This window comes from Gallaecimonas aegicerasi (genome assembly GCF_045291545.1).
In the GTDB taxonomy this organism is placed as follows: Bacteria; Pseudomonadota; Gammaproteobacteria; order Enterobacterales; family Gallaecimonadaceae; genus Gallaecimonas.
On sequence record NZ_CP149514.1, the window covers coordinates 1,519,646 to 1,543,868 of the forward strand.

General features: G+C 55.8%; 22 protein-coding genes and 1 pseudogene. 6 read left to right on the top strand and 17 right to left on the bottom strand.

Features of this window, described 5'->3' with window-relative positions:
- Window positions 1-76: 76 nt before the first annotated feature.
- The 3 genes from WDB70_RS07530 to WDB70_RS07540 are packed head-to-tail and all read right to left on the bottom strand — an operon-like array spanning window position 77 to window position 1,828.
- Window positions 77-682, bottom strand: a complete 606-nt coding sequence (locus WDB70_RS07530) for a DUF4326 domain-containing protein (protein ID WP_406663005.1) — start codon at window positions 680-682, stop codon at window positions 77-79.
- Window positions 682-1,134 carry a DUF488 family protein gene (locus WDB70_RS07535; RefSeq protein ID WP_406663007.1) on the bottom strand — a complete coding sequence of 151 codons (453 nt, stop codon included), beginning with the start codon at window positions 1,132-1,134 and terminating at the stop codon, window positions 682-684. Before WDB70_RS07535 ends, WDB70_RS07530 begins: the two co-directional genes overlap by 1 nt.
- Window positions 1,127-1,828: a dual OB domain-containing protein gene (locus tag WDB70_RS07540; RefSeq protein WP_406663009.1), complete on the bottom strand. Its 702-nt coding sequence runs from the start codon at window positions 1,826-1,828 to the stop codon at window positions 1,127-1,129. Before WDB70_RS07540 ends, WDB70_RS07535 begins: the two co-directional genes overlap by 8 nt.
- Window positions 1,829-2,138: 310 nt before the next feature.
- On the opposite strand from WDB70_RS07540, the pseudogene WDB70_RS07545 reads away from it, so the two are divergent.
- Window positions 2,139-2,315 (top strand): annotated as a pseudogene (locus WDB70_RS07545) (IS5/IS1182 family transposase); the annotation flags it as partial.
- 99 nt (window positions 2,316-2,414) lie between these two features.
- Here WDB70_RS07545 and WDB70_RS07550 read toward each other — a convergent pair.
- Entirely contained in the window at window positions 2,415-2,672 is a 258-nt protein-coding gene (locus WDB70_RS07550; protein ID WP_406663011.1) for a hypothetical protein, read from the bottom strand.
- 11 nt (window positions 2,673-2,683) lie between these two features.
- Window positions 2,684-3,085, bottom strand: coding sequence for a MarR family winged helix-turn-helix transcriptional regulator (locus WDB70_RS07555; protein ID WP_406663013.1), 402 nt, complete (start codon window positions 3,083-3,085; stop codon window positions 2,684-2,686).
- Between the two features lie 73 nt (window positions 3,086-3,158).
- Between WDB70_RS07555 and WDB70_RS07560 the strand changes: the two genes are divergently transcribed.
- Window positions 3,159-4,328 (top strand): multidrug effflux MFS transporter, encoded by a 1,170-nt coding sequence (locus WDB70_RS07560; protein WP_406663015.1) that lies wholly within the window; start codon window positions 3,159-3,161, stop codon window positions 4,326-4,328.
- Window positions 4,329-4,379: 51 nt separating this feature from the next.
- Here WDB70_RS07560 and WDB70_RS07565 read toward each other — a convergent pair whose 3' ends face one another.
- Window positions 4,380-5,543: a homoserine O-acetyltransferase gene (locus tag WDB70_RS07565; protein WP_406663017.1), complete on the bottom strand. Its 1,164-nt coding sequence runs from the start codon at window positions 5,541-5,543 to the stop codon at window positions 4,380-4,382.
- Window positions 5,544-5,554: 11 nt separating this feature from the next.
- Window positions 5,555-6,853, bottom strand: coding sequence for a GntP family permease (locus WDB70_RS07570; RefSeq protein WP_406663019.1), 1,299 nt, complete (start codon window positions 6,851-6,853; stop codon window positions 5,555-5,557).
- Between the two features lie 137 nt (window positions 6,854-6,990).
- Between WDB70_RS07570 and WDB70_RS07575 the strand changes: the two genes are divergently transcribed.
- Complete coding sequence (locus tag WDB70_RS07575) at window positions 6,991-9,246, top strand: TonB-dependent receptor (RefSeq protein WP_406663021.1); 2,256 nt, start codon at window positions 6,991-6,993, stop codon at window positions 9,244-9,246.
- Window positions 9,247-9,308: 62 nt separating this feature from the next.
- Window positions 9,309-9,965 carry a response regulator gene (locus WDB70_RS07580; protein WP_406663023.1) on the top strand — a complete coding sequence of 219 codons (657 nt, stop codon included), beginning with the start codon at window positions 9,309-9,311 and terminating at the stop codon, window positions 9,963-9,965.
- Here the strand turns inward: WDB70_RS07580 and WDB70_RS07585 are convergent.
- The 6 genes from WDB70_RS07585 to WDB70_RS07610 form a co-directional block, all read right to left on the bottom strand.
- Window positions 9,945-13,295: a PAS-domain containing protein gene (locus WDB70_RS07585; RefSeq protein ID WP_406663025.1), complete on the bottom strand. Its 3,351-nt coding sequence runs from the start codon at window positions 13,293-13,295 to the stop codon at window positions 9,945-9,947. The two genes, WDB70_RS07580 and WDB70_RS07585, sit on opposite strands and share 21 nt — an antisense overlap.
- The gene (locus WDB70_RS07590; protein WP_406663027.1) at window positions 13,295-14,035 is read right to left on the bottom strand and encodes a 3-hydroxybutyrate dehydrogenase; all 741 of its coding nucleotides are present in this window, start codon (window positions 14,033-14,035) and stop codon (window positions 13,295-13,297) included. Before WDB70_RS07590 ends, WDB70_RS07585 begins: the two co-directional genes overlap by 1 nt.
- Before the next feature lies 1 nt (window position 14,036).
- Entirely contained in the window at window positions 14,037-14,690 is a 654-nt protein-coding gene (locus tag WDB70_RS07595) for a CoA transferase subunit B (protein WP_406663029.1), read from the bottom strand.
- Between the two features lie 3 nt (window positions 14,691-14,693).
- On the bottom strand, window positions 14,694-15,386 hold the full coding sequence (locus WDB70_RS07600; protein ID WP_406663031.1) for a CoA transferase subunit A: 693 nt from the start codon (window positions 15,384-15,386) through the stop codon (window positions 14,694-14,696).
- Window positions 15,387-15,454: 68 nt separating this feature from the next.
- The gene (sohB, locus tag WDB70_RS07605; RefSeq protein WP_406663033.1) at window positions 15,455-16,429 is read right to left on the bottom strand and encodes a protease SohB; all 975 of its coding nucleotides are present in this window, start codon (window positions 16,427-16,429) and stop codon (window positions 15,455-15,457) included.
- Between the two features lie 83 nt (window positions 16,430-16,512).
- The gene (locus tag WDB70_RS07610) at window positions 16,513-18,942 is read right to left on the bottom strand and encodes a VolA/Pla-1 family phospholipase (RefSeq protein WP_406663035.1); all 2,430 of its coding nucleotides are present in this window, start codon (window positions 18,940-18,942) and stop codon (window positions 16,513-16,515) included.
- A 174-nt stretch (window positions 18,943-19,116) separates the two neighbouring features.
- On the opposite strand from WDB70_RS07610, the gene WDB70_RS07615 reads away from it, so the two are divergent.
- Entirely contained in the window at window positions 19,117-19,863 is a 747-nt protein-coding gene (locus WDB70_RS07615) for a YciK family oxidoreductase (RefSeq protein ID WP_406663037.1), read from the top strand.
- Here WDB70_RS07615 and WDB70_RS07620 read toward each other — a convergent pair whose 3' ends face one another.
- Window positions 19,864-20,847, bottom strand: coding sequence for a carbohydrate kinase family protein (locus tag WDB70_RS07620; RefSeq protein ID WP_406663039.1), 984 nt, complete (start codon window positions 20,845-20,847; stop codon window positions 19,864-19,866).
- An 86-nt stretch (window positions 20,848-20,933) separates the two neighbouring features.
- Between WDB70_RS07620 and WDB70_RS07625 the strand changes: the two genes are divergently transcribed.
- Window positions 20,934-22,088 (top strand): 3-phenylpropionate MFS transporter, encoded by a 1,155-nt coding sequence (locus WDB70_RS07625; protein ID WP_406663041.1) that lies wholly within the window; start codon window positions 20,934-20,936, stop codon window positions 22,086-22,088.
- 10 nt (window positions 22,089-22,098) lie between these two features.
- Here the strand turns inward: WDB70_RS07625 and tesB are convergent, their stop codons facing one another.
- From tesB to WDB70_RS07640, 3 genes are all read right to left on the bottom strand, one after another.
- A complete protein-coding gene (gene tesB, locus WDB70_RS07630) occupies window positions 22,099-22,968 on the bottom strand; it encodes an acyl-CoA thioesterase II (RefSeq protein ID WP_406663043.1) in 870 nt (289 codons plus the stop codon).
- Window positions 22,969-22,976: 8 nt separating this feature from the next.
- Window positions 22,977-23,621 carry an MBL fold metallo-hydrolase gene (locus tag WDB70_RS07635; RefSeq protein ID WP_406663045.1) on the bottom strand — a complete coding sequence of 215 codons (645 nt, stop codon included), beginning with the start codon at window positions 23,619-23,621 and terminating at the stop codon, window positions 22,977-22,979.
- A gap of 70 nt (window positions 23,622-23,691) precedes the next feature.
- The gene (locus WDB70_RS07640; RefSeq protein ID WP_406663047.1) at window positions 23,692-24,156 is read right to left on the bottom strand and encodes a hypothetical protein; all 465 of its coding nucleotides are present in this window, start codon (window positions 24,154-24,156) and stop codon (window positions 23,692-23,694) included.
- Window positions 24,157-24,223 lie beyond the last annotated feature (67 nt).

Genomic DNA, 24,223 nt, shown 5'->3' on the forward strand with positions numbered 1-24,223 from the left:
AGCACTAACGCCGCGCTCTGCGGCAAATTTGGAGCGCAGCGGAAAATTTGTCCGACAGCAGCGCTTTGTTAAGCGCTTATTTACCGTCATCCCACGAATTGAGAAAATCAGCAAGGACATCACCATGACAGGCCTGAGGCTTACAAAAGCACCCTAAACGCTTTCCTGCCAACTTGTACACTTGAGACTTTTCCTTGTTAGGGAATTTCTCATAATCAAAGTCATACTTGAATTTTCGTATAACTTCTTCTCGATCATCTCCTTCCTCATACATCGAGTAGGGGTTTCCCCAATATGAGCCCCTTCCTATATACTCATAATTCGGCGTACTTTTCTCCGACTGGTACTCAGCCTCAGTCTTAATGTTTATAACACGTGTTATTGAAATTTTAATATGCCTTAATGGTTTTCCGCTTTCTTTTAATTGTTCTGTCTCTCTTATGAACTCTTCACCATCATCAAAAACAATAGCGTGACTTATTTCGTTAGGAGTCCAGCTAGAAATTTCTCTAGCTGTCATTTTTTCTGAGGATTCATCACAGAACATTGCAATTAAACCGTTAGGATCGGATGGATACACCAAAGTGGCTGCACCGAGACTCGATGTTATTTTCTTAACCTTTCTCGAGAACTTCGAATAGCAATTGAATAGCTTCGGATAAAGAATTAATACTGTAGCCATTAGTATAAATGTTTAACCTTTAAGTCTAAGTTTGAATGTTGATTAAGATACTCAACTACAAGTCTTCTATGGCAAAGGTGCGGCTCATGCTCGCTACATAACAAACAACCTTGGTCAAGCAATGTTGGCTTTATTGATCTTTCAATATTTCTCTGCCCCATCAAATTTAGAAATTTATCCTCGTATACTTCCCAAGACATATCACCTTTCTTATAGGCGTTTAAAATATCTTTAGTCGGTGCTAGTTCAGGTGAGTGAACATATTCTGCACCGCACAGTTCATTTAAAAAGAATTTCAAGTCATCTCTTTTAGCAAAACCTGCCAGTTGAGAAACATTATTTAAGCGAACATCAATTAGAGTTTTTACGTTAGAGTGCCTTAAAAAAGTGAAGAATTTTTCGGCACTCTTTTTTGTAAATCCAATTGTATAGATATCAATCGTACTATCCATAGCTTCTTATCTCCTCGTGAAAATTAGGAAATGTATAGATTCCATTCACCTGAAGCCAGAATCCATTTCTGTCCCCAACAGCCCAGACTCTACTTAAACCTATTCGTAAATAGACAAAATCCTGCTCATTGATCAAGTCAGTGACCTCATGAAGCCTACCATCATTCTGATGCTCTTTAGCGTAGTCATGAAAACCTCTATCAGTAATCGATAGATAGCTGTATCTATGGCCGCTATTATCTGTGAATGTAGCTTTAATTTTACCCGGTTTATACTGGTCTTCATGAATACTTAACTGATTCGGTGAGATTTTAACGGTGATTATCGAACAGTTCGCTACCTGATCGTGTGGGATATGTTTCTGATTGATTTCGAAGTCCACACCAAAACCTTCAGATACTGAATTACTTAATGAATTCTCTAAAACTTGGAGAAATTGCTCACCGCTGCATGCTCCATGAAACGTGAGTTTAGAATAGCTTGCATCCTCTACGTGGGGGGGTTCTCTGTTGGCCTTTAAAACTAGACTTCCTTTCAAAATTGCGCCTGGGTGAATACCTAGCTCCTGGCATTTCGCACTCTTTAAGTAAGGCATTGGTCGCAAACATTCACCTGTATCCACATCAATAACAGCTGTGCAGACATTTTCATCAGTAGAAAACCTTGTTAGGTCTGTGACTATTACTTTTCTCATATTCACTCCTTGAGCTTGAAATTTATTGGCGCTTAACATTTTAATACCGCGTATGCGTGTTTTTGCTCAAGCAAAGAACCGAGAAGATGTCACTAACTGACTGTATAGACTGAATAAATTATGAATCACAGCCATTCTCCTCCGTTGAAAACGAGCATGCGCATTTGTATGAAATTTTATGCACAGTATCCCACTACACAATGTCCATAATAACCTGATACTGAACCATTTTAAGCGCTGATTCCAGTAGCAAATGAGCACACCCCTAACGTTTTTTCAATAGAGCAGACAACTGGCCAAAGGGAAAAGGGAAAGCGGTTATCACCAACTCTCAAAAGCGGAACCGGCCATGTCGCGATACAAGCAGCTTATCAGCCCGAAGCTGAGTCTGCGCGACTACAACGGCAAAGTGGCAGAGGCTTTGGCCGGGGTGGAGGTGATGAACAAGATGCTGGGCCTCGGCATGCCTGTTCGCCAGGTTAACTAAGGGCAGCAAACTCTTTAGGGGCAGGCTGTCCAAGCTCTGATTTGATCAACAACGCCAATGTAAACGAATAAATTAAAAATAAATTCACCTTTTCGAACTTCACGCCTCCAGCCACGGGGTTTCGGGCAGGGTTTGCAGGTGGCGGCGGTAGCGACTGTGGTTAAAGGGCGTGCCCTCTTCCACCACGGCGGCCACTTCCAGTGACAGGGCGCAGGCGATGAGGGTAATGGCTTCGTCACGGGGGGTGCCGGTCATGGTCAGGCGCATCAGGGTTTCTTTGACAATGGCCGGGTCGGCATCGTTGATCTGGTTTTCTACCAGCTGGCGCAGGGCCTGTTCGTCGAAGGTGTCGTTCATGTTCATTCCTGTCACTGTGATGGGCTGGCCAGACATTTTTGCAGCAAGGTATGCAGGTGCTGCTGTTCAGCACTATTGAGCGGGGCCAGCAAGGTGGCATTAACCTGTTCACGGGCTAACTGAATGCCGGCCAGATGGTGTTCGCCGGTGGCACTGAGGTGCAGGCACTGGCGGCGTTGGTCGCTTGGGTCCGGGCTGCGTTCAACCCAGCCGGCGGCCAGCAGTGGTGCCAGCAAGCGCGTTACCGAGGCTTTGTCACGGCCACTTTGCTGAGCCAGCTGGCCGGCGTGAATGCCGGGCTGGCTGGCAATCCAGTGCAGCATTTGCGCCTGTGGCGGCGTAACTTCGTCACCCAGGGCTTTGGACAACAGGCGCCGGTATTGCAGAAAAAAGGCGCTGAGCACCCTGTCCATAAAACCTCCGAATTAGTTGACGGCGTCAACCATCCTGATTAAGGTGCGCGCTGTCAAGGAGATTGCCACCATTATGTCTACGCGTTCGCTGCATTTGGGCTTTGCCCTGCTGATGGCCATGACCGCTGCCCTCGGCCCTTTCGCTCTGGATACCTACCTGCCCGCCTTTCCAGCCATGGCCGCCCATATGGGGGTGAGCAGCCATGCGCTGTCACTGAGTATTTCGGTCTATGTGTTTGTGCTGAGTTTCGGGCAGCTGGTGGGCGGGCCCTTGTCAGACCGCTTTGGCCGCGGCCCGGTGATGCTCAGCGGCCTGGCGGTGTTTGCCATGGCCAGCCTGGCTATCTGGCAGACCGACACACTGGACACGCTGCTGTGGCTGCGCGCATTACAGGCCTTTGGTGGTGGCTGGGCCGTGGTGTGTGTGCCGGCGCTGGTGCGCGACCGCTTGCATGGCCAGGAGGCCGCCAAGCTGTTCAGCCTTATTGGCCTTATCATGGTGCTGGCACCGGCCTTTGCACCCAGTATCGGCAGTATGCTGCTGCAGTTTGGCTGGGCCAGTATCTTTTTATTTTTAGGTCTCTATGCAGCGCTGTTGCTGGTGGCGCTGAAATTCGCCTTGTTCCGGCCCATGCCGGCGCGGCCAGCGGCTTACCATGACAGTGTCTGGCGGCGCTACCAGACAGTACTGGCAACACGCCCTGCCCTGCGTTTTATTGCCCTGCAGGCCATGGCTTTTTCGGTGATGATGCTGTTTATCACCCATTCGTCTTTTATCTATCAGGGCCACTTTGCGGTTAGCCCCGCCACCTTTGCCCTGCTGTTTGGGGCCAACATTGTGGTGATGACCGCCATGAACCTCACTAACCGGGCGCTGTTGAATCATTTCAAGCCGCAACAGATCCTGAAAGTGTCAGTGACCTTGCAGGCTGTGGGCGTCGCCAGCTTGCTGCTGGTATTGCTGCTGGCGCCGACAATTTGGCTGTTTGTACCGGCGATGATGCTGTCGGTAGGCGCCATGGGCGCCATCAGCCCCAATAATCAGGCCAGCTGCATGGAGTACTTTGCCAAAAATGGTGGAACGGCAGCGGCGCTGATGGGCGCCATGCAGTTTTCCGTGGCCGGGGGGATCTCGGCGTTGTCATCGCTGCTCCCCGAAAGCGTTGGCGCCGTGGTTGCAGCCATGGCCGCTTGCAGTCTGGTCTGCCTGTTGCTGGTGTGGTGGCCGGCTAAAGCCTCATAAAAAAGGCCGGCATAAAGCCGGCCTGAATCATTAAGTGGTGCCAGGGAGGCATTACTTATCTAAAAACTTCTTCAGCACCTTGGCCTGGGTCTGAATGGTCATCAAACCGTCCAGGTGCCCCCAGGGGCCAGTGATTTCCTGATAGTGGGTGTCGTTACCCAGTTTTTTCAGCATCTGGTAGGTTTCTTTGGCCAGATGTGGCATCAGCAACTGGTCATGGGTGGCTGGCATAAACAGGGTTTTGGCCTTGATACGCTTGAGGTTGTCTTCCAGGTTGCCGTCATAGCCGGCCATGAAAATCTGCGACGCCCGCACCAGATACAAGATGGAATTGGCATCCTGGTAGTGGGCCCGCACCGCCGCATGTTCCATCAGCTCGGCAATGGACTTGAAGCCGGCATGAATGTCTTTTTTCGGCGCTTCGTCACGGGGCGCAGTGTAGGTGGCATCAAAACCGGTGGGGTAAGTGGCGTCATAAATGATGTACGCCAAAGCCCGATCCAGGCCGGCTCGCGGTTGGCCTTTGTCGTAGTAATCACCGTGGTTCCAGGCCGGGTCACCCTTAATGGCGTCGGCCCAGCGCTCCAGCCCGAATACCGTCCAGGGGTCGGTTTCACCGGCGCCAATAACGCTGACCATGCGCTCCACCTCATCGGGGTAGGCAACAGCCCAGTCCAACGCCTGGAACGAGCCCATGGACGGCCCCACTACCGCATGCAGCTTGTGAATGCCCAGCGAATCCAGCACCGCTTTTTGCACCCTGACAAAGTCACGAATTGACACCACCGGGAAGCTCATACCATAGGGCTTGCCGGTTTTCGGGTTAATGCTGGCCGGGCCGGTGGTGATCACGTGTGGGTCAAAGGCATTGGCATTGGCCAGGGTGTCGATGCTGATCACGTAATACTTGTTGGTGTCGATGGCCTTACCGGGGCCAATGATGGCATCCCAATAACCCGGTAACGGATCTGACTCGGCATATCGACCGGCAGCATGGGAGGTGCCGGAGAAAAAGTGGGTGATCAGAATAACATTGGACTTATCGGCGTTGAGCTTGCCATACGCTTCCCAACCCACCTGCACTTGCGGCAGTGTTACCCCGGACTGGGTCGTGAAATTGGCCATTTCAAAGCGGTGTTTTTCAACCAGCGGCAGTGGCTGGGCCGCTTGCGCCGCCAGGGCAAAACCACCAAACAAAGACAACAAATAACGCATGGGATCTCTCCTTAAAACCAAGCAAATAAGCCGATGGCAACCGCAGTGCCCAGCAAGGGTATCACTACCGTCAGCGCCGCCAGCGGCCAGTAAGCATCTTCGTGACGCTCACCACAGATAGCGCGCACCGTCGTCACCACGTAGCCGTTTTGCGGCAGTGAATCCAGGGCGCCAGAGGAAATCGCCACCACCCGGTGCAAAGCTGAAGGGTCAACCCCGAGCGCCAGATAGTGAGGAGCAATTGTCGGCAAGGCAATGGCCTGGCCACCGGAAGCAGACCCGGTCAGGCCGGCAATCACCGACACTGCCACCGACGCCCCCAGCAATTCATTGCCGGGTAGCCCGGTCATGGCGTCAACCACCATGGCAAAGGCCGGCGACAGTTTGGCAATGGAACCAAAACCCACCACCGCAGCGGTATTACCAATAGCCACCAGTGCACCGGTGGCGGCGTTATTGATGGCCGTTTGCTGGCACTGGAAATGCTTGAGGTTGAGCAACCAAATGGTTGCTACGCCACCGGCCAGCGCCACAATCAGCGCCGCTTGTGCCAGCGCGTCGTGCAAGAAATACGACAGCACCAGCACCACCAGCAGCGGCACAATACCGGTCCAGGCGGCTGGCAATTCACGCTCTGCCAGGGCCTGATCACCAGGCCGTTCGACAAAATGCTCACCGCGCTCAACGGCCTTTTTTAGCATCCAGCGCAGCCACAGGTAGCCCAGCGTTGCCATCAGCACCGCCACCACCAGCGATACCTGCCAACCGGCATAGGGGCTGGTGTGCAAATATTTAATGGGGATCCAGTTCTGGATTTCCGGTGACCCAGCCGACGTCATGGTGAAAGTGACCGAGCCAAAAGCCAGGGTCGCGGGAATAAAACGCCGAGGCAGGTTGGCGTCTTTAAACAGTGACAGCGCCATCGGATAGACCGAAAACGCCACCACAAATACCGATACGCCGCCGTAGGTCAGCACCGCACAAGACAGCACCACTGCCAGTGCGGCCTGATTGACCCCCAGCCGGGCAATAATGGCCCGCGCCACGCTTTCAGCGGCGCCGGTGTCGTCCATAAACTTGCCGAACATGGAACCCAGCAGAAACATGAAGAACCACGCCGACACAAAGCCGCCAAAGCCGTCCATGTAACCACTGACAAAATCATGATTGCTGCCGTTCCAAAACGGCACGCCGCCGCTAAAAGCCACCAGCAAGGCGCACAGTGGCGCACTTAAAAACAGGCTCATCCCCCGCATGGTCAGGCCTATCAGCAAGGCCAGGCCAACCAGTAATCCGATCAGGCTAAGCATCGTTATTTCCTTCTGGTTATTGATGCCGGTTCAGTCTGCGTCAGGGGGGTTAACAGCGCCATAGTACTAAGGTACAGATTTATTAACGGCTTTTTAGGCTTAAGGTTAACATCGCTCTAACAAGGGGGATGCTTAACATGCAAGTCAAGCAACGGAACAATCATGGCTTTACACCGGCCAAGGTAGCACTGGCAATAAGCCTGGTGCTCAGCGGCCAGGTGTTTGCAGCCAATGAGCAAGACAACAAAGACAAGAAAAAAGAACCGCAGCTCGAAACCATTGAGGTGACAGCCCGTCGTACCGTCGAAAACCTGCAAAACGTGCCGGTTGCGGTAACCAGCCTCAATGCCGAACAAATGGACCAGCGCGGTGTTGAAGATCTCACCGACGTTCAGTGGTATTCACCCAATACCACCTTGCAAGTGAGCCGCGGCACCAACTCCACGTTGACCGCCTACATTCGTGGCATCGGCCAGCAGGATCCGCTGTGGGGCTTTGAGCCCGGCGTTGGTGTGTACATTGACGATGTTTATGTTGCCCGCCCACAAGGTGCGGTGATGGACATTCTCGATGTGCAACGGGTCGAGGTACTGCGTGGCCCGCAGGGCACACTGTATGGCCGTAACACCATTGGTGGCGCCGTAAAATACGTCACCAAAAAACTCACCGGCGACCGTGAACTGAGCCTCAAAGGCACCGTTGGCAGCTACAACCAGCGTGATTTTCGCATTGCCGGGCAAATGCCCATTACCGACACCTTCTACGCCGGCTTTGCCTACGGCACCTTTAACCGGGACGGTTTCGGTAAATTCAAAAACACCGGCGCCGACAACTACAACAAGCAGCTACAAGCCGGGCGCCTGTCACTGGAATGGTATCCGAGCCAGGATTTGAGCGTTCGCTTCATGGCTGACCGCACCTGGGACGATTCCAACGCCAAAGGCGGCTACCGGCTGACGCCGTCGCTGGTGACCGGCCAGTTGCCGTACGACAACGTCTACGACTCTGACACCTCCATGCCGACCAAAAACAGCGTGGAAACCGGTGGCGAGGCGCTGACTGTCGCCTACAACATCAACGACTACTGGACCTTCAAGTCGATCACCGCCCACCGCGACGGTGACACCGATACCAACATCGACTTCGACTCTACTGCCCAGCCGTCACTGGATATTCCAGCGCTGTATCACGACAAGCAGTTCACCCAGGAATTCCAGTTCAACTACAACAGTGACCGGCTCAAAGCCGTCAGCGGTTTGTACTACCTGGACGGCGATGCCTGTGGGGTCTTTGAAACGGTACTGGGGCTTTATGGCGTTACCCTGGAAAATGGTGGCTGCGTTAAAACCAAGAGCTACGCCATCTACGCCCAGGGCGACTACAAGCTGACTGACAAGTGGTCCATGACCCTTGGCGGCCGTTATACCCGTGATAAAAAAGACGCCAACGTTTACCGTTACCTCTATCTGGGTACCCGCTACCCGCATGATGCACCGGCAACGCCGCTGCAAGTGCAGTCAGACTTCGCTGATTCTGCCACCTTCAGCCGCTTTTCACCGCGACTGGGCCTGCAGTATCAGGTCAACGACAGCATGATGGTCTACACCTCATACACCAACGGCTTTAAGTCCGGCGGTTTTGATATGCGGGCCAACAAGTCGGTTAACCCCGATGCGGACAAGCCGTACGATCCGGAAGTGGTCGACAGCTACGAGGTGGGTCTGAAAGCGGAATGGTTTGACCGCCGTCTGCGTACCAACATGGCGTTTTTCTACGCCAAGTACAACGACATGCAGGTCACCGTGCAGCGCGCCGTCAACAACAACACTGACGTTGCCTCGCAGGTGCTGAACGCCGCCAAGTCGACCATCAAAGGGGCAGAGCTGGAAGCGCAACTGGCGGTCACCGACCAGCTGCAGCTGATTGCCAACATCGGCTATGTTGATCCCAAGTTCGATAATGTCGATTTCTTTGACCCGAACCTGCAGCAAACCGTCAATGTTTCCGATCAGTGGAGCTTTGCCAACACTCCGAAATGGAGCAACAGCTTCGTAGCCCAGTACAACGCCGCAGCCTTTGGTGGCGATCTGGTGCTAACCGGTGGCGTCAGCTACCGCTCCAAGACGCAGATCTTCGAGATCCCGTCGATGCTCGATTACGGTTCAGTAACGCTGGTTAACGCCAGTGCCAACTGGTATCGCGGCAACTGGAGCGTATCGCTGACCGGCAAAAACCTGACCGACAAGCGTTATCGCCTGGCCGGTTACAACTTTGCCGCTCCGCGCGACGCTGACGGTAACATTGTTGCCCCCGGCCTCGGCGGTGAAGACACCATCGTCGGCTACTATGGTGACCCGCGCACCATCAGTTTGTCGGTGGGTTATCGTTTCTAAGCAAAAAAGCTGTACCGGGCGGCCCCGCCCGGTACACTTAACAGCGTGTTTTCTTTAACGTTATGCCAGACGTGCGCGCCATAATTGCAGACGACCATCCGCTGTTCCGTGCAGCACTGAAGCTAGCTGCCAACAGCCTGCTCAGTGAAGGCATGGTGCTTGAAGCTGCGGCCATGGACGAAGTCTGGACACTTCTCAAATCCCACCCTGATACCGAACTGGTATTTCTTGACTTGATGATGCCCGGCACCGACGGTTTTGCCGGCTTGTCAGCACTGCGCGCCGATTACCCGGACGTTGCCGTGATCATGATTTCGGCCCAGGAAGACCATGCCACCATCAACCGGGCCATGGCGCTCGGGGCCAGCGCCTTTGTGCCCAAATCAGCACCCCTGGCGACCCTCAGTGAGGCCATGGCCAAGGTACTTGATGGCGACACCTGGTTACCGGCCGGTACCGAACTGAGCCCCTGTGCAGAAGATCAACAGCTGGCGCTGCTGGCCAAGCTGACCCCACAGCAGTTACGGGTACTGAAAATGATTGCCGATGGCCTGCTCAACAAGCAGATCGCCTATGAAATGGATGTGCAGGAAACCACCATCAAGCAGCATGTGTCAGCGATTTTGCGCAAGCTCAATGTCAATAACCGCACCCAGGCCGGGCTGCTTTATCAAAGCCTCAAGCAGGTTGGTAACGGCTCAGCTCAGCAGCCGTCGTAACAACCGCTTCAAAGGCATGGGCTTAATTGGCTTGAGCAGGAAGTGAAAGCCGGCGGCAATCACATCAGAGCGAATATCATCACTCTGATCGGCAGAGTGGATAATGCAGGGCACCTCTGGCCAGCGCTGCTGCAAGCGGCTGGCTACGTTAACGCCCAGCTCACCGTCATCCAGGTGGTAGTCCACCAGCATCAGTGCCGGAGTGGTGCTGAGCAATTGTGCCTCAGCCTCGTTCCGTACCGCCGCCACTTTCGCCCCCCAGCTTTCCAGCAGCGCTTTTAACGCCTGGCGGACACTGTCGTCATTATCCATAACCAGCAGCGGCAGTTCCGGTAACCATTGTGCGGTCTCGCGTACCCTGTCCGGGGTACTGACCACAGCGCCAGCCGCTACCCATGGCAGGCTGACCCCAAAAGCGGCGCCCTGCCCCGGTGCCGACTGCAACTCAAGGCGGTGGCCAAGCAGCCGGCACAGGCGGTCACTAATAGCCAGCCCCAGGCCCAGCCCTTGCCCCTGGCCGGAACTGAGCTGCTGAAACTCACCGAAGATCCGTGCCTGATCCGCTTTAGCAATGCCGGGGCCGGTATCCCGTACCCACAGCACCCATTGCTGGCCGTGGCGCCGGCCACCGAGCAGGATGCGGCCACTGTCGGTGTAGCGCACCGCGTTGGTCAGTAAATTCTGTAATACCCGGCGTAACAGCTTTTTGTCGGAGCGCACCCACTGGCGGGTCGGCACCACCTTGAGCTGTAGCCCCTTGCTGGCCGCCATGGCAGTAAACTCGCGAGCCAAGGGAACCAGCAGCTCACTGAGCGGGAAGTCGCTCAGCTCCGGGCGTACCGAGCCGGACTCAATTTTGGTGATCTCCAATATGGCATTGAGCAGACTTTCCGCCGACTGCAAGGCACTTTGCACATCGGCTGCCATGGTTTTCAGTTCACCGTCCGGGGCTTTTTCACGCAACAAGGCACTGAACAAAATGGCGGCGTTAAAGGGCTGCATCAAGTCATGGCCGGCAGCGGCAAAAAAACGGGTTTTCGCAGCAGTAGCCTGTTCCACTTCCTGTTTGGCGCGGCTCAGCTCGGCATTCAGGGTTTGCAGGGCCTGAGTACGTTCAGCTACCCGTGCTTCCAGCGCTTCATTCATCGCTGCCAGTTGTTGCTGGGCATCAACAAATTCGGTGACGTCGGTATAGGTGGTAACAAAGCCACCACCCGGCAGCGGGTGACCTTCCATTTCCAGTACGGTGCCGTCGTCCTGGCGGCGCTGATAACGGTAGCGGGAGCCGGAACGCAGGTGCGCCAGGCGCTTGCTGACTTCGCGATCGGGGTTGCCCGGCAACAGGCCACGCTCGGCATTAAAGCGGATCAATTCTTCCACCGGCCGCCCTACCGCCACAAAACCGTCAGGGTAATCAAACAGCTCCAGGTAACGGCGGTTCCAGGCGATGATGCGCATGTCACGGTCTACCACGCTGATGCCCTGAGAGATGTTTTCAATGGTGGCGCTAAGCAGGCTTTGGTTAAACCTAAGTACCTGCGAGGCTTCATCAACAAAGTTGGTCAGGTGATTCAGTGGCAAGGCTTTTTCAGCCCGCAGGGCATCCATTACCAGACGCATGGAGGCGCCGCCGATCACCGCCGACAGGCTCTTTTCTACCTGCTGAAGCAAGCTGGCCGGGGCCGGTTGGCGCGCCTGTAGCATCGGTGAAGGAAAATGCCGGCGGATCAATGCCCGGGCGGTTTTTTCCCCGGCAAAGCGGCGCACCAGCTGAAAGCAGTCTTCCACGGTCAGCACCGTGGGTGCTGGCTGGCGCAAAAAGGCATCGGCCTGAAGCTGCTCACTGACCGAGGTTCGCGACAACAGCGACACCACCACAAAGGCCAACAGGTTGCCACCAAGACTGGCCAAAGTGCCAAAGGCCGTGGCGTCCATGGCCGCCGGCATACCCGGCAAGTACAGATCAAAGCCTTGCGGTAGCAGCAGGGTGTAAACCCAGATAGCCGCCCCGACCGCCAGCCCGGCCCGCGCCCCCTGAGAATTGGCATGACGCCACGACAGCCCCAGCACCAGCGCTGGCAGTAATTGCGCCACCAGCACAAAGGCCAGCAAGCCGGTTTGCGACAAGGCGCCGTTTTCGGCACTGGCGCGGTAATAGAAAAAGCCGCCCAACACCACCATCAGCATGGCCAAACGCCGCAGCCATAACAGCCAGTTGCCCTGGCCGGTCTCCGGCAAGCCACGCAATCGCAGTAACAGTGGCGCAGTCAGATCGTTGGTGATCATGATTGACAACACCACCGTGGCTACCACCACCATCGCCGTCGATGCCGACAAGCCCCCGAGGAAGGTCAACAATGTCAGCCAGGGGGCATCCATGTGCATGGGCAGGTAAAGCACATAGAGATCCGGATTGACATCGTCTCCCAGCAACATGGCGCCAGCCAGCCCCAGCGGGAGCGTGAATATACCCATCGCCACCAGATAGCCCGGAAACAGCCAGCGAGTGCGGCGTAAAAACGGCAAGCGCGGGCTTTCAACAAAAGCCAGGTGAAAGAGCCGGGGCAGACTCAGAGTGGCTGCCAGGCCCAGTAGCGTATGCACCCCATAGATATATCCCGGCAGCGCCTCCTGGCTGAGTTCTTGGACCCGCGGGCTCTGCTTGGCTGCCGCAAGCAGTGGCCCCAGGCCACCAAAGCCCTGGTAGATAACCACCAGAGCCAATACCCAAAACGCCACCAGCTTCACTACCGACTCAAACGCCAATGCCGTCATCAGCCCGGCATTATGCGCCTGCGCCTGGGTGCGTCGGGAAGCAAACAGCATGGCAAATAACGCCATTACCAAAGCAACACCGAGCGCGGTGTCTTGCCACCAGCGGTCACTTTGATGGCCGGTCAGTACATTGATGGCATCGGCTACGGCGCGTAATTGCAGGGCAATATAAGGAATGATGGCCGCCACCGACACCAGGGTCACGGTAACAGCCAGGGTGCGGGAACGGCCAAAGCGGCTGGCGATAAAATCGGCGATGGAGGTGATATTGTTGCGCCGAACATGAATGGCCAGCCGTTTCAACCAGGGAAAGGCCAGCAGATACAAGAGGATGGAACCAAGGTAGGTCGGCGGCAGCCACCAATGGTTATGCACCGCCTGGCCAGTCACGCCAAAAAAGGCCCAGGATGTACAATACACACCCAACGACAAACCAGCCGTCCATCCGGACAGCCGGTGCCGGGCGTTAACCCGTTCGCCCCAGTAGGCGACGGCAAACAGCAGCGCAATGTATCCCAGGGAAACGGCGGTAACCGGCCCCCACCCTAACGGCATCAACGGGCGGTCCAGCCTCCATCCAGTACCATGGTCTGTGCAGTGATGTTTTTCGCTGCCGGGCTGCACAAGAATGCCGCCGTGCCAGCAATTTCATCAACGCCGATAAAGGCTTTCTTGGGCATGGGCGCCAGCATGATGGTGTTCACTACCTCATCCTCGCTGATACCGTTTTCCCGCGCCTGATCGGCAATTTGCTGCTCTACCAGCGGTGTTTTCACGTACGCCGGGCAAATGGTGTTGATAGTGATATCGGCCTCCGCCAGCTCCAATGCCAGGGTCTTGGCAAAGCCCAGCAGGCCATGTTTGGCCGCGATATAAGCGGATTTATAAGGGGAAGCCACCAGCGCATGAATGGAACCGATATTGATAATGCGGCCAAAATTTTGCGCCCGCATGGCTGGCAAGAAGGCCTTGGTAACCACCATAGGCCCCACCAGCATGATATCAACCAGCTGCCGCCACTTATCGACCGGAAAGTCCTCCAGCCGTGACACATGCTGGATACCGGCATTGTTGACGATGACATCAACGGCGCCAAGCTCAGTAGCCAGCGCCTCGGCGGCGGTGCTGTCGGTGACATTCAGGGCCACGCCTCGGGCACCGGCCAGCGTCGCGGCAGCGCGGCTGGCTGCCTCGGCATTGAGATCAGCAATAATCACCTGATGCCCTTGGTCAGCAAAGTGCTCGGCAATACCAAAGCCGATACCCGAAGCGCCACCTGTTACCAGTACTTTCACCCTACACCTCCATCTCTGGCACATCGTCGGCAGCAATCAGCTTGCCGGCGGTGGCGGCGCGGATGTCGTCAACACTGACCCCCGGCGCCCGCTCTTTGAGCACAAAAGCGCCGTTGTCGATTTCAAAATAGCCGAGGTTGGTCAGCACCTTTTTGATGCAGCCGGCGCCAGTCAGCGGCAGCTCGCACTGGTTCAGCAGTTTGGAATTGCCGTGCTTGTCGGTGTGCATCATGGTGACGATGATGTTGTCGGCACCGGCCACCAGATCCATGGCGCCGCCCATGCCTTTTACCAGCTTGCCGGGGATCATCCAGCTGGCAATATTGCCCTGTACGTCCACTTCAAAGGCGCCGAGCACGGTCAAGTCCACATGGCCGCCGCGGATCATCGCAAAGGACTCGGCAGAGTTGAAAAAGCTGGCACCTTTGCTGGCGGTGACCGTTTGCTTGCCGGCGTTGATGAGGTCGGCGTCCACTTGGTCTTCGGTGGGAAAGGGCCCCATGCCCAGCAAGCCGTTTTCTGATTGCAGCATCACCTCGATGCCGTCAGGAATGTAGTTGGCCACCAGGGTGGGAATACCGATACCGAGGTTGACGTAGTAACCGTCTTTGAGTTCCTGGGCGACCCGGGCCGCCATCTGTTCACGTGTCAGCATGGCTTAGCTCCTTACCGTCCGTTGCTCGATGCGTTTTTCGAAGGTGCCCTGGATCACCCGGTCGACATAAATGCCCGGGGTGTGGATGAAATTCGGGTCCAGTTCGTCAACAATCTCTTCGACTTCCACCACCGTGATCTTACCGGCGGTGGCCATCATCGGGTTGAAGTTCATGGCGGTTTTACGGAAGGTGAGGTTACCGAACTTGTCGGCCTGCCAGGCCCGTACCAGGGCAAAATCGGCTGTCAGGCTGGGCTCGAGCACGTAATGGCGGCCGTCAATTTCCCGGGTTTCCTTGCCTTCAGCCACCGGTGTGCCGTAGCCGGTGGCGGTAAAAAAGGCCGGAATACCGGCACCGCCGGCGCGGATTTTTTCGGCCAGGGTGCCTTGTGGGGTCAGCTCCACGTCCAGCTCACCAGACAACATCTGGCGCATGAACTCGGCGTTTTCACCCACGTACGAGGCCACCATCTTCTTGATTTGCTTGGTTTGCAGCAACAACCCCAGGCCAAAGTCATCGACCCCGGCATTGTTGGAAATGCAGGTCAGGCCCTTGGCGCCACTGTCGCGCATGGCGCTGATCAGCCCTTCGGGAATACCGCAGAGGCCAAAGCCACCGACCATCACGGTCATGTTGTCGCCAATGCCGGCAAGGGCCTCGGCGTAGCTACTGACGATTTTGTTAAAACCGGCCATTCACTCGCTCCTTCTGGTTTTCAACCATGCTACGTTCGGCCCGGTGGCTCAGCCAGCCTACTTTGGTACTAAATTCCCAGACGGGTCAGCAGGCTGCGGGCAGCCATACCGACTTTTTCACCCAGCTTGCGCTTAAGCTGATAACGCACGGCGATAATGCGATGGCTATCGAGCTTGGCGGTGATATAAGCATCGGAGGTCGCCAGCTGGTCACAAAGCCCCCGCTTGGCGGCATCGACACCCAGCCAGATCTCACCGGTGGCCACTTCATCCATGTTCAACTGGCTGCGGAACTGGCCGACATGGTCACGAAAATGGCCATGAATGGTGTTGAGGTCAGCCACAAATTTCTCGCGCCCTTCCTCGGTGTTTTCACCCAGCACGGTCAAGGTGCGCTTGAATTTACCGGCGGTATGTTGCTCGTAGTCAATGTCGTGTTTCTTGATGAACTTATGGAAGTTAGGGATCCCGGCAACCACACCGATGGACCCGAGAATGGCAAACGGCGCGGCCACAATGGTGTCAGCCACACAGGCCATCATGTAGCCGCCGCTGGCCGCTACCTTGTCTACCGCTACCGTTAACGGGATGCCGGCATCTTTGACCCGCACCAACTGGGATGCTGCCAGGCCGTAGCCATGCACTACACCACCGGGAGATTCCAGCCGCACCAGTACTTCATCGTCTTTACTGGCTACGGCGACTACGGCAGAAATTTCTTCGCGCAGGGCATCCACTTCATGGGCATCCATGGAGCCTTTAAAGTCCAGTACAAACAATGCCGGCTTGCTACCGTCTTCTTCTTTGGCGGCTTTTTTCTCTTTTTTGCTTAGTGCCTTGAGACCCTTCTTGTCCAGCAATTCCGCTTTCAGACGGCGGCTTTGCTGGCGCAGTCGCTCCCCCAGATCGGTAACACTCAATTCCCCTTTGGGGCTGCGCTTTTTGGCTGAAACACTGGCGATAATCACCAGCAAAAGGCCAACAGCCAGAACCAGGGTCAGGGTTTTTGCCAGAAACAGGCCATAGTCAGATAAAAATTCCATTGTTGCCACTCCATCACTGCCAAGGGCTTGAGTGTAAAACAAAACACCCGGCCATTGGCCGGGTGTTTTAGGTTTGGCAATGATTAGTTACCAATCAGTACCGTTGGGTCTTGTACCTGAATGGACAGACCTTTGCTGGCCAGGAAGCTGGCTGCTTCGTACTGCATTTCCGTGGTCACCGCTGCACTACTGGTCGGATCCAGCAAGGAGCTATGAGCACCGGCATTGAAGCGAGCTGCCGCACTGACTTGCGTTGTGCCATCAGAGCTGGTTACTGAACTGGTCAGCGGCGCCAGGTTCATGGTAGCAATCAACGGTTCGGTACCTGACAGCGGGTAGCCCTTGGCAGCATTGCTGTTGGGGATCACCTGATCGCCTGGGTTGGTAGCAGAGCCATCACCGACCACTTCTTGCACCAGCACACCGGGAGTGTTGGACTTGAGAGTCGCACCGTAGGCAATGGGATCAGCAGAGTCGACAGCCGTTTGCGCAGCAAACAGGAACTGCGGCAAGAATTTGGCATAGACAGCACTGACCAGCTGATCGTAGCCGGCATCACCCGATTGCAGGTTGTTGGTATTGGCAGCCGCCAGCGCAGCCTGGAAAGAGGCCGAGGCTTTCAGGCCCGCTTCCACTGTTGGGCCAAAGGCTGGCGAGAAGGCAAAGACACCAGCAACACCCGCGCCAGGCACTGACAGCGCAGCACTGTTGAAGTGGAACAGGCTGGACAGATCAGTACCACTGGTCGGATCCTTGGTCGGAGTATTGGCTGCCGCCACAACACCGGTACCAACAATGGAGCCCAGGGAAATACCCAAGAAACCTACCTGAGTACCGTCCATGTCACCACCCGGCGCAGTCTGAGCGCTCAGCGCCAGACGCAGCGATAAATCATCGGCGATGGACTCACGCAGGTTGTCGCGCACCGTGCCAAGGCTGGCCAGGTTGGTGTAGATACCTACGTTATCACCGGCGTTAAGATCTTCGTTGCCGTCACCGTTCATGTCCACACCACGGGTACCGTGCAGGGGCAGATCGATGGCAACCATGCCTTGACCGTTAAGCGCCAGGGTACCAGCGATAGCCAGGCCGGTTTCCTTGTAGGAAGTAATGCCGTGGCCATACATCACCATCGGCCAGCCGGCGGTGCCTTTGCTGATCGTTCCGGCCATACCCATTTGCGTGCGGACAGCGTTCGCTGCTGCAGCATCAGGCAAGGTCACCAAGACGTCAATCTGCTTGATGGAGCGAACCATCGGTACCGGGTTGTACTGGGTCAGGAACTGATTAGGGTCGACATCATCGCCCGCATCATTGGTGAAATGCTTACCAATCAGTAGTTGCGGATTGCTCAGGGCTGCAGTCGGATCAACACCTTGGTCAGCAGCTTGCTGGGCAAAATTGGCCTGGCTCAGACTGCCATCTTGCAGAGCAATCATTACCGCTGCCGGGCTGTCGCCGACAGCTACCCAACGGGAAGACAGTTTGTCGCATTTGGTCAGGTCGCCACTACTGAGGTCACAGGCACCGGAGGCAAAATCAGCAGCGCTGGGTTTTTCCAGAAAATACGGCAGGGTCAGTGTTGCTTTGTATACATGCGCAGTACCGGCAATGGCCGCTTGTGGGCTACCGGGCTGAATTTTTTGTTGGGCGATCAGTATGTCAGCGGCAGTCATACCGGTGTCAGTGAGGCTGCTAAGTGCCAGGCCACCTTGCTGCTGAGCTTGCAGCAATGCCAGCTTGGCGCCGCTCAGTTCGTCCATGGTGCTCTGGGTGGTGAACAGACCAGAGTAGGTTACGCTGGTAGCATCAACACCGGCGGCACTGAGCACTTTCTCATAAGAGTTAACCGCGCCTTGCAGTTGTTTTTGCTCGTCAGTACCAAGGGGATGAGTGGTGACGTCCTGCTTGAGCAGGTTATAGGTACTGGAACCGTCCACAGCACGGCCATCAGAATCCTGCACCAGCTTGGTGGTTGCCACCACGTAGGCGGTCTTGGCTTTCAGCGGTTTCAACGGCATCACCACAATGTTGTTACCGGAAGTGGTGGTGATGTAATCAGTGCCATAGGTCAAGGCGTTAACCAGCTGACAGGCCGCAACAGGCGATGTGTCCGGGCAGGCGCTGCTACCGCCGCCGGCAACTTCCGCCAGTACCACGGCGCCCGGCTGCTCTACGGAAGCCTTATCAAGCGTTACCCCGTCCGGCAGGTTCACTGCGATGGTAAAGGGAGTGCTGACAGACCAGCCATCCAGACTGGAGATCACCGCATTCGGATCGTACGGGTTGGACTCGTCGGCAACGCCAGGAACATTCAGGGTACCGTCGGTGGTGCCTGATTTAAGCAAGTCATTGGGAATGGGCAGTACACTGTTAGCCGGATCATAAGCGATACGGGCATAAGGTACGGCGGGTTGGGTATTTTGCTGCACATCGGAATAACTGTTGCCGTCACCACAGGCACTGAGACCGAGTGCGGCGACAACAGCAATGCTGAGAATTTTCTTATCCATGATTCTCCCCACTGGAAATAATGGTTGTTGTTATCAAATTGACCATTGGCAAGTTACGTTATCTTACTGGTCGGACTTTTGCCAAATTTTTCTCACAAAACTGTGCTAGAGCCCTTAACAGGCGGCTTTGCGCCTCGTTACACTAGTTCGCAAATTCAGTTAAAGGACTTCATTATGCTCGATTATCAGGCGCCGGCAGACTTGCTGGCAGGGCGCGTTATTTTGGTTACTGGTGCCAGTGCCGGTATCGGTAAAACCGCAGCCCTGACCTACGCCAAGGCCGGGGCAACCGTGATACTGCTGGGCCGTAATGTCGAGCGGCTCGAAGCGGTATATGACGCCATTGAAGCCGCCGGTGGCCCGCAGCCCGCTATTATTCCGCTGGATATGCTGGGAGCAACCGACCAGCATTATCGCGACATGGCCGCGACCATTGAAAATCAGTTCGGCCAGCTGGACGGGGTGCTGATGAATGCCGGTGAGCTGGGAGTACTGTCGCCTTTTGACAGTATTGATGACAGCACCTGGGATAACGTCATGAAAATCAATGTAGACGCTACCTTTCGCATGACCCGGGCACTGTTACCGTTACTTATAGCCAGTGACGACGGCCGTTTGATTTTCACCAGCTCCGGCGTGGGGAAAAAAGGCCGGGCTTACTGGGGCGCTTATGCTGTATCCAAGTTTGCCACCGAAGGCATGATGCAGGTGCTGGCAGACGAGAATGAACAAGGGCCATTGCGGGTTAACTGCATCAACCCCGGCGCCACTCGCACCAGTATGCGAGCCAAGGCTTTTCCGGGAGAAGATCCTGAGACTTTGAAAACCCCGGAACAGCTGATGCCGCTGTATTTGTATCTGATGGGGCCAGACAGTAAAGGGGTCAATGGTCAGAGCGTTGACGCTCAGCCCAAGCGTTAATTAAGGCCAGGGCTGTTGTTGCAGGGGCCGCCGGTCGGCGACTACTGCTGCGACCATCGCCTCGGCTGTCAGTAAGCGGTTTTTGGCGCCCTGCTGAGACAATACGGACTCGGCATTACACATGCCGTTGCGTACTGCGCAGGCTAAATCCCGACCAGCGGCCAAGGCCGCGGTAAAGGCACTGGCAAAGGCATCACCGGCGCCAGTGGTTTCAACAATGTGCAGACTCTCACTGGCACCCGCCTGTACCCAGCATCGCCGGTCGGTGGCCACAACACCAGCAGCGCCGTCGGTAATGGCAATGATCGCAGGTGGCAATTGCGCCATGGCTTGTAATAGCACCAAAGGATCATGCTGCTGGTGCGCATCAAGTCCCAGCAGCATGCAGCTTTCTTCCCGGTTCAGTACCAGCACCTGTAATTTCGCCAAAATGGGCATCAATGCCTCGGCTCCCTGCTCGGCCAGATAACTGGAGGGATTAAAGGCAATGCTGGCTTCGCTTTGGCTAATCACAGTTTTAAGGGTTGCCAGGCTCTCGCCAAGCATGGCACTACAGTACAACCAGCGGCTCTGTGGCAGCTGTGCTTCTGCCGCACTGAGGTGATCGTTGGCCCCTTTAAAAGCCAGGATGGTACGGTCATCTTCAATGGAGTCGAGGATCACTGACAGCCCCGTCTTGCCACCTCTGGCACCAACAAAGTCAACGCCTTCTGCCGCCAGGGCATTGAGCACCTGCTGACCCTGGGCATCGTCACCGACTTTACCCATAAAGGCCGTTTTTAACCCCAATCGGGCAAAGGCCACGGCGGTATTGGTGCCCCCCCCGCCAATACTGACATTAAGCTCTTCTATGAGAATTTTGCCCCCCAGCGGGTAGGCAATAAGCCGTTCCATACTGTGGCGACTTTTGATCTCCACCAGCTCTGAATCGGTATCAGCGAACAGGTCAACCGTTGCTGACCCCAGCGTCACCATGTCATACATGCCCGTTCCTCATTTATGTCACTTGTCTTGACCGGCTCGCTGCCATTGGTCAAGATCGCCGCCCCTGTGACCTATCTTATGTGACCATGCAGCTCGCCCCAAGCCGTTGGCTTTCATTGTTTTATATTCATTTTTACCTCGGCTGGGGAATTTACCTGCCCTTTTGGTCACTGTGGCTAAAAGGCCAGACGCTGGCACCAGCGATGATTGGCCTGCTATTGGGGCTGGCACAGGCCACCCGTGCCGTTGGGGCACTGCTGATCACCACCCGGGTTAAGCGGGCGTCACAGCTATTACCCGCCAGCCGTCTACTGGCATTGGCAACGGTGCTGATTTTCACCGGCTTTTTATTGCCGCAGTCGCTGCCCTTACTGGTGTTACTGACCGTTGTCGGCTCACTTCTTTATGCCCCGTTAATGCCACTAGGTGATGCCATAGCCACTCGCATGGTGGCACAAACCGGCATGGATTACGGCCGGGTGCGGCTATGGGGCTCGATTGCCTTTGTTGTAGCTTCAACGGCAATGGGCAGTATTACCGGTAGTTTCGGAGCCAACGCGGTGCTCTGGTGCCTGCTGCTAACCCAGTTACTGATGTTGCTCGGTACCCTGCCCGGCCTGACCGCGCCGCTGGATGACGGCCCGGCCGCTGAGCCTGCAACACACTGGCTGACTTTGCTGAAAAAGCCGCAACTGCGACGCTTTTTGCTGATCACCGTCTGTATTCAAGGCAGCCATGCCGCCTATTATGGTTTTTCGGCCATTTACTGGCAGCAGCAAGGGTTGTCGGCTGGCGTCATTGGTGCCCTGTGGAGTTGGGGGGTAGTCGTTGAAGTGGCCGTATTCTATTTTGCCAGGCGGTTGTTCAGCCAGACCCCAGCGGCCACCTTGCTGGCGCTGGGCGCCTGTGCCGTAATGGTGCGCTGGACTGGCACCAGTTACGCCACCGCGCTGTGGCAATTGATCGCCTTACAAGCGCTGCACGGCATGACCTTTACTGTTTCACACCTGGGCGCTATCCGCTTTATTTCCAAAGAATTGCCACAAGCACACGCCGTGGGTAGCCAGGCATTGTATTCTGCCTTTGCTCTGAGCCTGGCTGTAGCACTGATGATGCTGTTATGCGGCGCCTTGTTTGCTTCCTGGGGTAGTCATATCTTTTTGCTGATGGCAGCACTGGGCTTGCCGGCACTGTTATTGTCTGTCGGGCTAAATCCCCCCCGGCAACAAAAAGGCGCCTGACGGCGCCCTGTTATTGTCGGCTTTTACGCTGCCGGATCAGCCCTTCTTGCTGCGTTGAGGCCACCAAGCGCCCTTCCCGGTCAAAAAATTGACCGCGAACCAAGCCCCGGCCAGCACTGGCGGTAGAGCTTTTGACCACATACAACAGCCAGTCATCGACGCGAAAATCGCGGTGGAACCACATGGCATGGTCGATGGAAGCAACCTGCAAAGCCGGGTCCATGTAGGAACGGCCATGGGGCTGCAAGGCGGTAGGCAGGAAGTTGAAGTCCGAGGCATAAGCCAGCAGGTACTGGTGAATACGTTGGTCATCCGGCATTTGCCCATTGGCCTTGATCCACACATAGCGGATCGGCTCGGCATTAACCGGGGCCGTTGGATCATGAAACACCACCGGCCGCATCTCAATGGGCATTTCTGTCAAAAAGTTTTCCAGAATACGCCGCGGCAGACGATCGGCTAGCGGCTCTGCCAGCTCCCGTTCGCACTTGAGGCCGTCCGGGCCAGGCACCGCAGGCATTTCATCCTGGTGTTCAAAACCCTCTTCGGGTACCTGAAAAGACGCCGTCAGGGCAAAGATGGCACGGCCATGCTGCACGGCTTTAACCCGCCGGGTTGAAAAAGTACCACCGTCACGCAGGGTATCGACCAGATACACCACCGGGGCCTTGGCGTCACCGGCTTCAAGAAAATAAGCATGCAACGAATGGGCATGCCGATCAGCTTCCACGGTGGCTTGTGCGGCACTCATTGCCTGACCCAGCACCTGACCACCAAAGAGCGCCGGGAAACCCAGATCCTGGCTCTGGCCCCGATAAATCCCCTGCTCAACCGGTTCCAGTTCCAGCAGTGACAATAATTCATTCAATACGGTAGACATAGGCGTCCTTATCCGAAACGGCGATCAGCTACAAAGGGGTTGTGTTGGCGCTCATCCCCCAGGGTCGACATGGGCCCGTGCCCTGGCACAAAGCGAACATCATCACCCAGCGGGAACAAGGTGTGGGTGATGCTATCGAGCAGTTGCTGGTGGTTGCCCATAGGAAAGTCGGTGCGGCCAATGCTGCCTTTAAACAACACATCACCCACCTGGGCCCAGCGCGCCTGGCTGTTAAAGAAAACCACATGGCCCGGCGTATGGCCAGGACAATGATGCACACTGAACTGCTGCTGGCCCAGGGTTAAGCTGTCGCCGTCAGATAGGTAGCGGTCAGGCTCGAATGGCGCCGGCGGCGCAAAACCAAACATGGCGGCCTGCTCCGACAAACGGCTCAGCCAGAAGTGATCGTCCTGATGAGGGCCAATAATCGGCACCTGCAGCTGCGCTTTCAGATCACCGCTGGCACCGACATGGTCCAGGTGGCCATGGGTCAGCCAGATAGCGGTAATGTTCAGGCCCCGCTGCTTGGCGGCGGCCAGGATTTTTTCCGGTTCACCACCAGGGTCAATAACCGCGGCATCGCGGCTCTGGCTGCACCAGACCAAAGTACAGTTCTGGGCAAACGGGGTGACAGGGATGACTGCAAATTCCAACACAGTTCCTCAGCTATGGCACACTAACGGCAGATACTACCCTTAACCGCCGGGCCTTTGGCAAGTCCTGTTACTGTAACGCTTCGTCTTGGTGCTGGAATTGCAGTAGTGCCTGCAGCACCCGCTCGGCCCGTGGCGCCAGCCAGGCCGGCAGTACCGCATCAACCTGCATATGCTCTCTGTCGTAGATACGCCCAGGCCAGCGAGCCTTGGCTTGCTCCGTCAGTTTCAGCCCCACAGACGGAAAAACGTGGTGATACACCAGCCCAAGGGTTTCAATATCTTGCCAGGGTATCTGAGCACGGCTAAACCAGTGGTGGATAACCAGCCCGTCAGTATCGGCAGCCAGCCACATACAGCGCTTCAGGATCGCACTGGCAAACAGTAATGCCAGCGCCGCAAAAATAAGCAACACCCACAGGCCATAACCTTCACCCAGCTGCCAGCGCCAACACCCGAACGCCGCCAGCATCAGGTTCAGTAACACAGAGAAAAACACCAGGCCCTTACTGGCACCTCGGCTATAGTTCGTCATAATACCTCCAACAACGCCGGCACATCATAAAGCCTTGACCACTGCTTGTCTTTGGCCAGATGTAAGA

What these genes read in the sequence shown, in the direction of transcription:
- WDB70_RS07530 (WP_406663005.1), bottom strand. Translation starts at nt 682, where the DNA reads ATGGCTACAGTATTAATTCTTTATCCGAAGCTATTCAATTGCTATTCG.
- WDB70_RS07535 (WP_406663007.1), bottom strand. Translation starts at nt 1,134, where the DNA reads ATGGATAGTACGATTGATATCTATACAATTGGATTTACAAAAAAGAGT.
- WDB70_RS07540 (WP_406663009.1), bottom strand. Translation starts at nt 1,828, where the DNA reads ATGAGAAAAGTAATAGTCACAGACCTAACAAGGTTTTCTACTGATGAA.
- WDB70_RS07550 (WP_406663011.1), bottom strand. Translation starts at nt 2,672, where the DNA reads ATGAACGACACCTTCGACGAACAGGCCCTGCGCCAGCTGGTAGAAAAC.
- WDB70_RS07555 (WP_406663013.1), bottom strand. Translation starts at nt 3,085, where the DNA reads ATGGACAGGGTGCTCAGCGCCTTTTTTCTGCAATACCGGCGCCTGTTG.
- WDB70_RS07560 (WP_406663015.1), top strand. Translation starts at nt 3,159, where the DNA reads ATGTCTACGCGTTCGCTGCATTTGGGCTTTGCCCTGCTGATGGCCATG.
- WDB70_RS07565 (WP_406663017.1), bottom strand. Translation starts at nt 5,543, where the DNA reads ATGCGTTATTTGTTGTCTTTGTTTGGTGGTTTTGCCCTGGCGGCGCAA.
- WDB70_RS07570 (WP_406663019.1), bottom strand. Translation starts at nt 6,853, where the DNA reads ATGCTTAGCCTGATCGGATTACTGGTTGGCCTGGCCTTGCTGATAGGC.
- WDB70_RS07575 (WP_406663021.1), top strand. Translation starts at nt 6,991, where the DNA reads ATGCAAGTCAAGCAACGGAACAATCATGGCTTTACACCGGCCAAGGTA.
- WDB70_RS07580 (WP_406663023.1), top strand. Translation starts at nt 9,309, where the DNA reads ATGCCAGACGTGCGCGCCATAATTGCAGACGACCATCCGCTGTTCCGT.
- WDB70_RS07585 (WP_406663025.1), bottom strand. Translation starts at nt 13,295, where the DNA reads ATGCCGTTAGGGTGGGGGCCGGTTACCGCCGTTTCCCTGGGATACATT.
- WDB70_RS07595 (WP_406663029.1), bottom strand. Translation starts at nt 14,690, where the DNA reads ATGCTGACACGTGAACAGATGGCGGCCCGGGTCGCCCAGGAACTCAAA.
- WDB70_RS07600 (WP_406663031.1), bottom strand. Translation starts at nt 15,386, where the DNA reads ATGGCCGGTTTTAACAAAATCGTCAGTAGCTACGCCGAGGCCCTTGCC.
- sohB (WP_406663033.1), bottom strand. Translation starts at nt 16,429, where the DNA reads ATGGAATTTTTATCTGACTATGGCCTGTTTCTGGCAAAAACCCTGACC.
- WDB70_RS07610 (WP_406663035.1), bottom strand. Translation starts at nt 18,942, where the DNA reads ATGGATAAGAAAATTCTCAGCATTGCTGTTGTCGCCGCACTCGGTCTC.
- WDB70_RS07615 (WP_406663037.1), top strand. Translation starts at nt 19,117, where the DNA reads ATGCTCGATTATCAGGCGCCGGCAGACTTGCTGGCAGGGCGCGTTATT.
- WDB70_RS07620 (WP_406663039.1), bottom strand. Translation starts at nt 20,847, where the DNA reads ATGTATGACATGGTGACGCTGGGGTCAGCAACGGTTGACCTGTTCGCT.
- WDB70_RS07625 (WP_406663041.1), top strand. Translation starts at nt 20,934, where the DNA reads ATGCAGCTCGCCCCAAGCCGTTGGCTTTCATTGTTTTATATTCATTTT.
- tesB (WP_406663043.1), bottom strand. Translation starts at nt 22,968, where the DNA reads ATGTCTACCGTATTGAATGAATTATTGTCACTGCTGGAACTGGAACCG.
- WDB70_RS07640 (WP_406663047.1), bottom strand. Translation starts at nt 24,156, where the DNA reads ATGACGAACTATAGCCGAGGTGCCAGTAAGGGCCTGGTGTTTTTCTCT.